Source organism: Candidatus Sulfotelmatobacter sp., assembly GCA_036500765.1.
Taxonomy (GTDB): Bacteria; Acidobacteriota; Terriglobia; order Terriglobales; family Acidobacteriaceae; genus Sulfotelmatobacter.
Genome location: DASYBM010000004.1, coordinates 1,266,292 through 1,279,553, shown reverse-complemented (window position 1 = coordinate 1,279,553; position 13,262 = coordinate 1,266,292). Strand labels below are relative to the sequence as shown.

At 58.0% G+C, this 13,262-nt stretch carries 10 protein-coding genes; 5 read left to right on the top strand and 5 right to left on the bottom strand.

All coding sequences use genetic code 11. The features are described from left to right. Positions 1-2: 2 nt before the first annotated feature. Together VGM18_08430 and VGM18_08425 are read right to left on the bottom strand one after the other, a co-directional pair. Complete coding sequence (locus tag VGM18_08430) at positions 3-1,175, bottom strand: PP2C family protein-serine/threonine phosphatase (GenBank protein HEY3973015.1); 1,173 nt, start codon at positions 1,173-1,175, stop codon at positions 3-5. Positions 1,176-1,331: 156 nt separating this feature from the next. Then, positions 1,332-2,348: a radical SAM protein gene (locus VGM18_08425; GenBank protein ID HEY3973014.1), complete on the bottom strand. Its 1,017-nt coding sequence runs from the start codon at positions 2,346-2,348 to the stop codon at positions 1,332-1,334. A gap of 94 nt (positions 2,349-2,442) precedes the next feature. Between VGM18_08425 and VGM18_08420 the strand changes: the two genes are divergently transcribed. After that, a complete protein-coding gene (locus VGM18_08420) occupies positions 2,443-4,185 on the top strand; it encodes a hypothetical protein (GenBank protein HEY3973013.1) in 1,743 nt (580 codons plus the stop codon). A gap of 85 nt (positions 4,186-4,270) precedes the next feature. Here VGM18_08420 and VGM18_08415 read toward each other — a convergent pair whose 3' ends face one another. From VGM18_08415 to VGM18_08405, 3 genes are all read right to left on the bottom strand, one after another. Next, positions 4,271-4,795, bottom strand: coding sequence for a hypothetical protein (locus VGM18_08415; GenBank protein ID HEY3973012.1), 525 nt, complete (start codon positions 4,793-4,795; stop codon positions 4,271-4,273). A gap of 128 nt (positions 4,796-4,923) precedes the next feature. Next, on the bottom strand, positions 4,924-7,065 hold the full coding sequence (locus VGM18_08410) for a pitrilysin family protein (protein ID HEY3973011.1): 2,142 nt from the start codon (positions 7,063-7,065) through the stop codon (positions 4,924-4,926). Beyond that, the gene (locus tag VGM18_08405; protein HEY3973010.1) at positions 7,062-8,648 is read right to left on the bottom strand and encodes a pitrilysin family protein; all 1,587 of its coding nucleotides are present in this window, start codon (positions 8,646-8,648) and stop codon (positions 7,062-7,064) included. The genes VGM18_08410 and VGM18_08405 overlap by 4 nt, the downstream gene beginning before the upstream one ends. A 337-nt stretch (positions 8,649-8,985) precedes the next feature. Here VGM18_08405 and ligD point away from each other — a divergent pair, with 337 nt between their 5' ends. From ligD to VGM18_08385, 4 genes are all read left to right on the top strand, one after another. Further along, positions 8,986-10,017 carry a non-homologous end-joining DNA ligase gene (ligD, locus tag VGM18_08400; GenBank protein ID HEY3973009.1) on the top strand — a complete coding sequence of 344 codons (1,032 nt, stop codon included), beginning with the start codon at positions 8,986-8,988 and terminating at the stop codon, positions 10,015-10,017. 101 nt (positions 10,018-10,118) lie between these two features. Next, positions 10,119-10,853 carry a DUF72 domain-containing protein gene (locus VGM18_08395; GenBank protein ID HEY3973008.1) on the top strand — a complete coding sequence of 245 codons (735 nt, stop codon included), beginning with the start codon at positions 10,119-10,121 and terminating at the stop codon, positions 10,851-10,853. A 207-nt stretch (positions 10,854-11,060) separates the two neighbouring features. Continuing rightward, positions 11,061-12,080, top strand: a complete 1,020-nt coding sequence (locus tag VGM18_08390) for a tyrosine recombinase (GenBank protein HEY3973007.1) — start codon at positions 11,061-11,063, stop codon at positions 12,078-12,080. A gap of 236 nt (positions 12,081-12,316) precedes the next feature. After that, a complete protein-coding gene (locus VGM18_08385) occupies positions 12,317-13,258 on the top strand; it encodes a tyrosine recombinase XerC (protein ID HEY3973006.1) in 942 nt (313 codons plus the stop codon). Positions 13,259-13,262 lie beyond the last annotated feature (4 nt).

Sequence of the window (13,262 nt, the reverse complement as noted above, 5' to 3'; positions counted from 1 at the left end):
GATCAAACCGCCTTCAACAGCATGCAGGTCACGTCATCGTGCTGCGGCGTGTTGCCGACAAAAAGATCGACTTCAGCCATCAGCCGCTTCAGCATTTCAGCGGGATCGACCGAGGCCGAGGCTGCGATCGCGTTCAGCAGGCGGCCTTCTCCGTATTCGCTCTGGCTGGTGTTCTCGGCTTCGGGCAGGCCGTCAGTGAAAATGATCAGCCAATCGCCGGGAGCGAGCGTGACCGTCGCCGATTCGTAGGTCGCCGTCGGCAAAATCCCGAAGGGCAGGCCGCCCACATCCAGGCGTTCCACTTGTCCGCTGACGCGGCGCAGGATGGGATTGTTGTGGCCCGCGTTGATGTAATCGACTGTGCGGCGCACGGGATCGTATTCCGCGAGGAAGGCGGTCGTGAAACGCAACCCGCCCTGGCTGTTCGAGCAGGCATAGCGATTCATATTCACGGCCAGCTCCGGCAGCGCGACCTGCGCCGTGGAAAGCGTTTTGAGGCTGGCCTGAAATGTTGCCATCAGCATGGCCGCGGGAATACTCTTGCCGGCCACATCGGCGACGGCCAGCACCACGCGATTTTCTTCCAGGGTGCGGCCGGGCCGCGGAAACACATCGTAATAATCGCCGGCCACGGTGTTGGCGGGCCGGGTCGCGTAGGCGATGGTGAGTCCTGGAATCTGCGGCGGCACGCCTGGCAAGAGCCAGGTCTGAATCTCACGCGCGATCTGCAAATCGCGCTTCATCACCACCCGGTCGGCGATCTCCAGCATCAGCAGCAGCAGCAACACCAGGGCCGCCCAGAAGTGCAAATCGATTTCCACCGCGAAGCCCTTGCCGTCGTGCCCGCTGTAGTCGAGGCCGGCGTGCGGGATCACCAACAGAATCAGCGCCAGCAGCAGCAGCACGCGGCGCGCCGGCGAGAGCTTTTCAAACACTGCCCAGAAAAATTCCTTGACCACATGCACATGGCGGCCGCGAGTGGTAAGTCCTTCCGGAGTCTTGGCTTCGACATCTTTGGAGTACAACCGGTAGCTGGTGCGAGCCTCGCTCTCGAACTGCGACCAGAGTTGACTGACCTCCAGACCGTCGGTCACGCGTCGCCAGAAACGATGCAGCTTCTCCCCGAAAGTGGCGGGTTGAGTGGAGGGCGCTGCGGACGGGGAGGCGGTAGCCATGACGTTCAACCGAATTATAGAGGATCGAGGAATGCTGGGAATGATCGATCAAAAACGAAATCTTTAACCACAGAGGGCACGAAGAAACACAGAGAGTCGGGGATTCCTCTGTGTCTCTCTGTGTCCCCTGTGGTAATGATTTTGACTCTGCAGAAATCAAAACAAATTCAATTGCTCATCAAAGCCCTGCGCCGGCCACTTGGTCGCGAAAGCGCTGCGCTCAACACGATCACTGCGCGTGACCTTATATTTCTCGCGCAACCGCGCGACCAGTTGCGACAGCCGCTTGCCATATGCCGCCGGAAGAAACACGCGATCTTGATATCGTTGCCGGTAACTCTCCGCGAGATGCGGAAAATTCTGCTCCAGAAACGGAATAAATACCGCCGCCGAGCAGGGCTTCAGAAAAAGTGGATTCGCGAAAACATACTCGGCTCCAGCTTCGGCCGCGGCGCGAATTACGTTTTCCAAATCTTTCGACGCGTCGGTGATTCCCGGCACCACCGGAGAACAACTCACGCCCACGCGCACGCCTGCCTGGCTCAGAGCGCGCACTGCGTCGATGCGAAGATCAGGACGGGGAGCCCGAGGTTCGAGAATGCGCGCCAGCGCGGTATCGAGAGTTGTAATCGTCATGTGCACTGAAAGGCGATTCGTCTTTGCCACTTCTTGCAGAAGTTCCAGGTCGCGCACAATCAGGTTCGACTTGGTCACGATGCCGAGTTCATACCCGCGATGCCGGACGAACTCTTCCAGAATCCCGCGTGTGATTTCGTAGCGGCGTTCGGCAGGCTGGTAAGGATCGGTTGCCGTCCCAAGCGCGATCGATTCGCCGTCTTTCACCCGGCGCAGATCGTGCCGCAGCAACGCTGCGGCGTTCTGCTTCACGTAGATCTTTCGCTCGAACTCCATGCCGTCGCGCATCTCCATGAATTCGTGGGTGTAGCGGGCATAGCAGTAGCGGCATCCGAATTCGCAGCCGCGATAAGGATTGATGGTCCACGTGAATGGCATGGACCGATTGCTGACGCAGCGGTTCAGCAACGACTTCGAGGGCAGCGTGAAATACTCGACGTTGTGGCTTTCGCGCAGCGTTTCCCCCTCGGCGGCGAGCCGGGCAATGCCGATCAGGCGAGGTTTGTCGGGAAACGGCATCAGCGGCAGGGAGGGCATATCGTGTTCGCCTTTTATTCGCCTAAAATAGTCTTTCAGAAAGCTGGTGTCAAGACTGTAAGGCAAAAAGTTTGTCACGGCCTTTGGTATAGTGGTGGCCCAATCCCTTCTCGAAATGCTCAAAGTCCAGAACGCTCCAGGCCGGTCGTCTTCTTACCGTCGGCTCGAACATCTTCTCGCCGTGGTTACGCTGTTACTTGGTCTGCTTCACACCTGGACCGGACGTTATGCGATGAACCCCGACGGCATGTCCTATCTGGATGTCGGTAGCTCCTTCTTCCGGCACGATTGGGCGAATGCCATCAACGCCTGGTGGAGTCCTCTGTATGCGTGGACCATCGGCACGGTGCTGGGAATATTCAAGCCTTCGCCGGCGTGGGAGTTTCCGCTGGTTCATGCGGTCAATTTCGGAGTCTACGCAATCGCTCTGGCGACGTTTCGCTTTCTACTTCACGGCTTGATTGCACTGCGCGCCACCATCGCGAACTCGATCGAGAGCATTCCCGATTGGCCTCTGGTTTTGCTCGCCTACCCGCTGTTTTGGTGGGTTGCCCTACAGGTAGATCCCATTTACGAGATCACCCCCGACCTCGCCGTCGTCGCCTGTCTTCTCGCGATTGCCGGCAAGCTTGTCCGTCTCCAACGAGTCCGCTCACTGGGAAGAATCAACTCGCTCGGAAACTTCGCGCTTCTTGGTCTTATTCTCGGCATCGGATATTGGACGAAGGCGGTGCTGTTCCCGCTCGGTTTTGTGGCCCTGGCCCTTGCCTACTTCTGGAATCGCTCCGACGCGAATTGGCGAACCGGTGTGGTGGTGGCTGCCTTAGTATTTCTCGGTGTGTCTTCGCCACTGATATTCCTGCTCTCGAAGCAGAAGGGAAGATTTACTTTTGGCGATTCAGGACGAGTGAACTTCGCGTGGTACGTTTGCCCTACTCCGCGCCCGCCACACCGAAATTGGCAGGGGAGCCCCTACACCGGGACTCCGGCGCATACAACGCGACAACTTCTCGATCATCCCCCCGTTTTTGAGTTCGATGGTCCGGTGAGTGGCACCTACCCGCCGTGGACAGATCCTTCCTATTGGAATGAAGGAATACAAGGCCACTTCCGTGTGAAGCCGGAGCTCGACGTCCTTCGAATTACAATTCCGGGTGAATTCCGTCTTCTCACTCGCGACCAGCCCGCATTGGTCGTGGGGGTTCTTGTTTTTGCCCTGATCGGCGGTCTCGCATGGTGGGCGAACGTGGCGAGATTATGGCCCGTGCTCGCGCTCGCCTTCACCGGCATGGCAATCTATCTTCCGCTGGTCGATAACGATCGCTTCTTTGGTGGCTTCGTTCTGGTGATTTTCCTCTCGTTGTTCTGGGCCGGTCAATTCCTTGCCGAGCAAAAACGTACGGTAGTATGCCTATCGCTGGCCGTCTTCGTCACCATGTCGCTGAACACCATCGACTATACCCTGCGGGTGCTCACCCATCATTACGCGATTCCCGGGGTTGCCCCGAACTCCACATGGGAAGACGTAATTGCCGCCCAGCAACTCCAGCGCCTCGGCCTGCGCCCTGGAGATAAAGTCGCGGTCATCGGCGACGGAACTGGCGCTTACTGGGCTCGCCTGGCGAAGTTGAAGGTCGTCGCCGAGATCATGGCGATGAACCACGGTTCCGAGGAATTTTGGAACTCGCCGCCAGAGATAAAAGAGAATGCGTACAAGGCCTTCGCAAGCGCCCACGCCACGAAAGTAATTGCAGCCTGCCCAGGCAATCCGCCAGCGATCCCCGACAGTTGGCAAGGGATACCCGGAACCGCCTACTGCATTCGCTCTGTTCCTTGAGCAGACACTTCGGAAAGGGAACAAAGCGACGCGGGCGTGATAGCGGTCGGAAGTCGCCGAATTGTCTTGGCAAAAGCCGGCGCGGTCACAACAACTGTTTAGGAATATTTCCCATGCCGGCTTGAAAGGCCTTTCGGTTCGCGTCGTTCACGGGAAGAGTCGGTGGTTTCCCACCGATACCTCCCTGGGGATGCAGGGTGTCATTATTCAATCGGCTCACGTTGTGCATGGCCTCATGGGCCGCGAGCTTGGCATAGCCGATGGCTCGGAACTGCCCCCGGGAATTGCCCTTTTCATCGGTTGGAAATTTGTAAAACTCCGAGCCCGTCTTGTCCGACCTGGGGCGCGTCACGCCTCCGTCTACCGCACTAATCGGTGGACCGGGCATATTCGCGGCCACATAAGAATTGGCGATATTCTCCACGAAATGGAGAACCAGATTCTGGTCCTCGGCCTTGGGCGGCATGGTTATGGTTCGTATATTGACTACCCCCGACTCAGACGATGAAGAGAGGAGATCGTTGAAGATATCCGCCAGATGGTTCTGGATCAGAGGCATGAGATGCGGCGAATTGGTGTGATCCACCACCGTGACAGTAATCTGAGGCATGGAGGGTCTCCTAAATTCAAGAGAGGTTCAAGAAAAGTGAACGAGATTCTGCATTCCAGCGGCCCGATTCTTAACACCGGGCCGGCTCATCAAGAGCATAGTGACGGCCGACGGCTTCGCGTTTCCTTTTATTGTTTTTCGGCCGGTTTCTCCGCGGGCTTCTCGAAAATCTTCGCATCCAGCGTGGGATTCAGTTCGATCTTCTTGAACTCCGCGCTGCTCGTCTGCTCGCCATTCTGTTTATTCTCGTGTTTGTAGGGCATGGTCAGGCCGTCGACGGTACGCCAGTCGGCGAGTTCGGTCTCGCCGTCGAACGGTCCCGCCTGCCCCATCGCCTTATATTTTTCGCGGAGAATGTAGCCGCTCTTCGGATCGATGTACCAGCGCAGCCAGGGAATGGCGCCGCCGATATCGAGAATGGCAGCGTCCACATCGCCAATCTTTTCTGTGCCCGCTGCGGTGAACGTAAATGCCGGATCGTCGGCGTGCTGCGCCACATAAATCAAATCGTGATGCAGTTGCGAGAGCATTTCGTTGGTTTGCGCCGGAGGCATGCTGCGCGTGCCCATCCCGGCCATGCTCATGAACGCGCCCTCGGGCGCAGCGACAATCGTCAGCGCACCCTGCGGCGTCTGTACGTCGACGTGCATGCGATCGGGGAATTCGATCATCACATCGACCGGGCTGGGAGGGGCGCCATTGTCGCTCTCGGCGATGTCGACGTGTACGGTCTTAATCGACTTCAGTTTCGGCAGCCCTCCCATGGCGGCCACAACTTTTGCCGCCAGCGCCTTGCCTTCAGGATTCGAAGCTGCCGGCTTCGCGGTGTCGCCCTTTTCTGCCGGCGGCGGCGGAATCGTAATGTCGATGTTCTTCACCGAGCCGAGCGTCGACAGCGGCTTATCGAACTCCTTCGTGTTGCCGACGACGAGCACCGCCAATTGATCCTTGTGCATATACTTCGCGGCCACGCGGTTCACGTCGGCGGCAGTGACCTTCTTGATCTCCGCCTGATACTTGTCCAGCCAATCGGGCGGATATCCGTAATATTCGTACGTCATCCGCTCGCCGAGAATCTTGTCGGGTGAATCGAGACGGAAGATGAATGCGTTGAGGATGGCGTCTTTAGCGTGCTGAATCTCGTCGTCGGTGATGGGCTGCGTGGCGAGATCGGCGATGTCTTCCCTCGTGGCCTGAATCGCTTCGATCGTACTCTGGCTCTTGGTGCCGATCGAAACTTGCAGAATGCCGGGATGCCCAAAATTCGTTCCAATGCCTCCGCCCACGCCGTAAGCCAGCCCACGCCTGGTGCGAATGTCGTTGAACAGCCGCGACGAAAAACCGCCGCCAAAGGCTTCGTTAAAAACACTGATCGCGTAATAGTCAGGATTGTCGCGCGTGGTTCCCAGGCCAATCATGTGAATCGTGCTCTGGTTCACATCATCTTTTTCGACCAGGTAGTTTCCGGGGGCGGCGGGCGTGTACTTGAAGTTGTTCTTCGGCGCCACCGGTCCCTTGGGCCACGATTCGAACGCGGCCCGCAACCGGGCTTCCATCGCCGCTGAATCGAAGTCGCCGCTGATGCCTAGAATGATGTTGTTGGGATGAACATACTTGGCATGCCAGTCGATCAGGTCCTGCCGCGTGATGGCGGCGACGGTCGCGTACTCCGGCACGCGGGCATAAGGATTGTCGGGACCGTAAGCCAGCTTCACCGTTTCGCGCTGCGCGATTTCGCCAACCTGATCGTTGCGCCGCGAGATGCCGTCGTCCTCTTCCTTCTGCGCGATATCGATCTTGTCGGCGCGGAACTCCGGATTGCGCAGCACGTCCAGGAACGCCTTGAAAACGTCGTCGAGATCGCCCTTTAAGCATGAAAAACCGATGGTTGTCGAATCCGAACTGCCGCCAGTTTCCACTTTCGCGGCCCGCACTTCGAGAAAGTCGTCGAGTTGATCGCCGGTCTGCGTCTTGGTGCCGCCGGTGCGCCAGACCTCACCGTAAATGTCCATCAGTCCGCTTTTGCCGGCCGGCTCATTCACCGAACCGCCGCGAATGCGTGCCGTGCCGTCAATGAGCGGCAGTTCGTGATCTTCCTGGAGGAAGATCACCATGCCATTCGGCAGCTGAATGCGTTTCGGCTGCTGCGGCTTGAACGCGGGCAATGGCGGAATGGGGATTTGCTTCCAGTTGTCCGCCTGCGCCGCTGCATGCGGAATAGTGAAGAGCGCCGCGGCGATCAGCATGATCAGAAACGAAGTCCGGTTCATTGCGCACCTCCCTGGCTGCCGCTGCTCGCATCGCTCGCAGGCTCCGCGCCGCCCGGAGCACCACCCCCGCCAGTCTCGATCACGCCCACCGTCCGGTTGGTATCGACAAAAATCTCGTTCGCGATGCGCCGAATGTCCGCCTTGCTCACCTTGTCAATGCGATCCACCGATCGAAACAACTCGCGCCAATCGCCATAGCGCGTCTGGTAGGTCGCAAGTTGCGTGGCGAGGCCCTCGTTCTCGGCGAGTCCGCGAATCAGGTTGGCTTTGCTGCGCGTTTTAATCATCTTCAACTCGTCGTCGCTGATGTCTTCTTTTTTGAGCTTCTCGATCTCTTCATGGATCGCATCCGCAACTTCTTTGGTGGTGTGACCAGGGAGCGGGAACGCATAGAACGCAAACAGGTGCGGATACTTCGTGCCGGGCAAGCCCGTGAATCCCGCCGAGAACGATGCGATTTTCTTGTCCCGCACCAGCGAGCGATACAGCCGCGAGGTTCGCCCTTCCGACATCAAATCGGTGATGGCGTCAAACACCGCATCGTCTTTGCTGCGGTAGTCAGGCCGGTGATAACCCTCAAGATAAAGGGGTTGCGCGCGTTCTTTCAGGACAACTCTGCGTTCGGAGTTTTGCGGCGGCTCAGTGGTCGTGCGTTCGTCGGGTTGCGGACGCGCCGGCAAGCGGCCGAAATATTTTTCGAGGACCGGCATGGCGTCAGCCGCCTTCACATCTCCCGCAACCGCGACCACCATATTCGCGGGCACATAATATTTGTCGAAAAAATTCTTCGCATCGGTGGCGGAAAAAGTGTTCAGGTCTGACATCCATCCGATCGTCGGGCGATGATAGGGATTCGCCGCAAAAGCTTCCTCTGTGAACTGCTCAATCAGCCGCCCGATGGGATTGCTGTCAGTGCGCAGCCGGCGCTCCTCGATGACCACGTTGCGCTCTTTGTAGAACTCCCGCATCACCGGGTGCAGAAAGCGCTCGCTCTCCAGGTACGCCCACAACTCCAGCCGATTTTCCGGCAACGAATAGTGGTAGGCGGTTTCGTCATAGCTGGTGTTGGCGTTCATGTCCTCGCCGCCATTCTGCTCTACCAGCTTGCCGAAGGCGTTGCCGACTACAAATTTGTCCGCGGCGGCAATGGCATCTTTCCAGGCTTTTTCCAGCTCTTGCAATTTCGCTTCATCGCGGCCCACGGTCTTATCGCGCTCGCGAATGTAGGCCGCGTACGCTACCTCCACTTTCTCCAGGGCCGGTTTTTCAGCGGCATAATCCGTGGTGCCGATTTTGTCGGTGCCCTTGAATGCCATGTGCTCGAACATGTGCGCCAGCCCGGTCTCGCCCATCGGATCCTGCACCGATCCCACGTCGACCAGCGTGTCAAAAGCGAAAACCGGAGCCTCCGGGCGTTCGCAGATCACGAGTGTAAGTCCGTTGGGCAACTTCTTGACCGTGATGCGCTTCTCGAACGACGCCACATCCTGCGCGGCGCTGAACGCTGAGAAAACAAAGAAGAAAAGAACGATTGTTGTCGCACTGCGTTTCATCACAAAAGTTTTCGTCAGAAAAGATTTCATCGGGAAGTTTCTCATCGGACCTCCAACGCATTCACCAGCGTCTGCGCAATACACACGATTGGACGAACCAACAGGGCAGAAGTTTGAAAGTACGTGGCGGGCAGGGAAGTTGTCAAACCGCAAAGCCCATAGTAGTCGTTCAGTATCACCCAAGAACGAAGAGAATAGACCGGAGCACACGACGTAACAGGAAGGCTGCGAGTTTCCTGGTTTCCATCGTGGACCTTCGTTCCCTTCGTGGTTGTGGCTTTCGCAGACTGACCCACTACTCATCCGCGCCAGGAGCCTGCTGACGCAATCGCTGATCTTGTTGCACAATGGCAGTCGGAGATTTCACGTGACCGACTCCACCGTCGACATTCAAGGCAGACATCTCAAGCTCTCCAATCTCGAGAAAGTTCTCTACCCCGCCACGGGATTCACCAAGAAAGATGTCATCGATTATTACGCCCGCATCGCGCCCGCGATTATTCCGCACCTCGCCGGCCGCGCACTGACGCGCAAGCGCTATCCCGACGGCGTTGAAGGCGAACCTTTTTTCGAGAAGAACGCTCCGCAATATCGCCCCGAGTGGGTGAAGACCGCGCCGATCTGGAGCGGCCGCAATCGCCGCACCATTCATTACGTCGTGGCCGACGATCTTCCCACTCTGATCTGGTTGGCGAATCTGGCGGCGCTCGAACTTCATCCTTCACTCGCTCTGGCCAAAGATATTGAGTGTCCGACAGAGATGGTCTTCGACCTCGATCCTGGCCCTCCCGCCAACATCGTGCAGTGCTGCCAGGTCGCACTGTGGCTGCGCGAGATTTTCGAACACTTCGGCTTGCAGAGTTTTCCCAAAACTTCGGGCTCGAAGGGACTCCAGATTTATGTCCCGCTGAATACGCCCGTGACCTACGATGCCACCAAGACGTTTTCGCACGCTTTGGCGCAACTGCTCGCGCACGACCATCACGACTTGGTGCTCTCCGAGATGAGCAAGCAGGCTCGCACCGGCAAAGTCTTCGTCGACTGGAGCCAGAACGACGAACATAAAACAACGGTGGCAGTCTATTCGCTGCGTGCCCGCGAACATCCCACGGTGTCCACGCCGGTCACCTGGGACGAAGTGGAGAAGACGTTCAAGAAGAAGGATGCCAGTCTACTGGTGTTTGAAGCCCCCCAGACAGTTTCGCGCTTCGAGAAACGAGGCGACCTATTTGAGCCGGTTCTCGAACTGAAGCAGCGCCTGCCGGATTTGAAAGCAGCGATGGCAAAAGAACCTGAGAGCATCGAGATCGCGGCCCAGGCCGACGAAGATTATCCCAAACCAAGAAAGAATTCAGGAAAAAAGAAGCCCGCTGCAAAGAAAAAGTCCCGCAATGTATAGTCTTGTTTGGCAGGGCCGTGGGAATGCCTGTGTGGAGCGGGCACTCCCTTCGACATGCTGAGGGCAAGCTCTGCCCGCTAGGCAGCGCCACTGCGCCAACCATGAGCAACGCAATGCCACAACTCTTCGCCGGCACCTCCGGATGGGCTTACAAAACCTGGAAGCCCGATTTCTACCCCGCCAAACTCGCCCAGAAGAAATTCCTCACGCACTACTCCGCGCAACTCAACACCGTCGAAGTAAACTTCACCTTCCGTCAACTGGTGAAAGAAACTATCATCCAGAACTGGCTGCAAGAGACGCCGGCTCATTTTCGTTTCGGCGTAAAGGCGCATCAAGTGATTACACACATCAAGCGCCTTAAGGCAACGCAAGACTTTGTGCCGCGATTCCTCGCGACCATCGAGCCCTTGGCCGCCGCAGGCAAGCTGGGACCGGTCCTGTTTCAACTCCCACCGAATCTCAAGGCGGATCCCGCGTTGCTCAAAGATTTTCTTGCCATTCTGCCGCGCACCGTGCCCGCAGCCCTCGAATTTCGCCACGATTCCTGGTTCTCCGACGCAACCTGGGATGTGTTGAAGGCGAGCAACGTTGCGCTGTGCGTGGCAGAAACGGAAACTTTGACCACGCCGGACATCGCCACGGGCGCCTTCGTCTATTACCGATTCCGCAAACCCAGCTACACCGGCGACGAACGCTGCTCGATGGTCGAGCGCATTCAGGCGCACGTTGCCGCAGGCCGCGATGTCTTCGCCTATTTCAAGCACGAAGAAACGCCCGAAGGCGCGCTTTACGCCGTAGATCTTCTCCGCGAAGTAAGTGCCGGGAATCACTGACGATTCGCCGAAAACGTTGAGACTCATGTGGGGACAGCCGCCCTCGGCTGCCCGGTCGAGCGAAGCTCGACTGCTTTTTTGACGCACGAGACTAGATTACGAAGTGGTAAAATGCGGGCCTTCGGCCCGATGGACAGCCGAGCGCGGCTGTCCCCACATCATCACTTTCCCCCGCGTCCGATAACGTTCATACTGAATCTCTGCGTCATGCCTGCGCAATCCAAGTCGCGCGTCCTCTCCGGTTTTCTCGATTACCTCCGCATTGAGAAGGGACTCGCTCCGCTTTCTATCAGCGCCTACACTACCGACATCCTCCAGTTCGCCGAGTTCCTCGAAAAATCGAAGCGCCTGCTCCTCACCGCGCGCCGCAACGACGTCCGCGAATTTCTACAGCAGCTTTTTTCTCATCAAGTCGACGGCCGCAGCGTAGGTCGCAAGCTCTCCGCTCTGCGTCATCTCTACCGCTATCTGCTTCTCGATAAGAAAATCGATCACGATCCCACGCTAAATATCGAATCGCCCCGCCAGTGGAAAGTCCTGCCCAAATCGCTGGCCCGCGATGAAGTTGAAGCTACGCTGGCGTCGCCGCAGACGCTACTCGCGAGTGCGCATCGCAATAAGAAAGATGCGCCCGCCCTGGCCGCGCGCGATCGCGCCATGCTCGAACTTCTGTACGCGGGCGCTCTGCGCGTTTCGGAACTGGTCAATGCCACGCTGGAAGACTTGAAACTGGAGTCGGGATACATGCTGGTCCGCGGCAAAGGCGACAAAGAACGTATCGTGCCGCTAGGCAAGCCCGCGCAAGACGCACTCTCGGAGTATCTGACGCAAGCTCGTCCCGCACTCGCGGAGCCGAGAGCATCGAAACTATCCCACGCCTCGCAAAAGACGCGAGACATGGGGCACCCAAACAAGAATTCCGTGCGCGCGTTTGTAATCTCGACCAAGAATTTCTTATTCATCGCCCGCGGCGGCCGCAGATTAACCCGCCAACGCATCTGGCAGATGGTTGGCGCATCTTCCGCAGCCTCGGGACGCCACGCCTCGCCGCACATGCTGCGCCACTCCTGCGCCACGCACATGGTCGAAAACGGCGCCGACCTTCGCACGGTGCAAACCATCCTTGGCCATTCCGACATTTCGACCACGCAGGTGTACACGCATCTAGCTCTCGATCGTTTGCGCACGGTGTATCAGAAGCATCACCCGAGAGCGAAGGCGAGATGATTTGCCCGAGGCATGAGACACGGAGGAATTGAAACCACGATGCTATCTCTGGATGAGTTGGTCGCGCGTTTGAAGGGCGCTCCCGACCAAGGCTGCTACCCTGGGACCGCGCTGTGGATCAAATTTAGTGCACAAAGAACGCACAAGACAATCGAGTACCGAACCGCAAGTGGCAACGAAACAGTACATATCTATCTAGATGAGCATGAGGCACTGGTCGGCGTGGAGATATTCTCGTGAATCTGCCCGATGCCAGCGCTGGGAAGGGGCGATCGCTTCAGAATCGTACAACCGTCGCCCGCGCCGTCGCCGATTTCCTCCGCCACCTGCGCGAGCGCAACGCCTCGCCGCACACCATCAAGGCCTACAGCGGCGATCTGGCCAACTTCGCCGCCTACGCCGGATCGCGCGGATGGAAATCCCTCGACCACATCGCGATTCGCGGATTCCTCTCGCAGCTCTACGAAAAAGGATTGAGCAAAACTTCCGTCGCGCGTTCGCTGGCAGCGGTGCGCTCGTTATATCGATGGCTGGCCCGCGAGGGCATGGTCGAGCAGAACCCAGCCAAGCTCGTAGCCACGCCGAAGCTGCCCAAAAAGTTACCCCGCGTTCCCACCATCGAAGAGATGAACTCCGTTCTTGACGGCCAAATGCCCGAGGCCGCCGCCTTCCCCGAGCGCGACCTGCTCATGCTCGAACTGCTCTATGGCTGCGGCATCCGCAACTCAGAATTAACGGGAATCAACCTCGACGACATTCGCCTCAGCGCCGGAGCGATTCTCATTCGCGGCAAGGGCAAGAAAGAACGCTACGTTCCCTTCGGCGGCTCCGCGCTGATCGCGCTGCAAAAATATCTTCCCGCCCGCCACGCCATGCTGGCCGAAAAGCGCAAACACTCATCCGCGCTGCTCATCAACCAGCGCGGTGGCCGCCTCACCACCCGCAGCGTGGGCCGCATCATCAAGAAAATTGCCGTCGCCAAAGGTCTTTCGCCCGATGTGCATCCTCACACTCTGCGCCACGCCTTCGGCACTCACATGCTCGAAGAAGGCGCTGACCTGCGTGCTATTCAGGAATTGCTGGGTCATGAGCGCCTGGCCACGACGCAACGTTACACGCAGCTTTCGATGAAACACGTGTTGCACGTCTACGACCAGACTCATCCCCGCGCAAAATAACCCG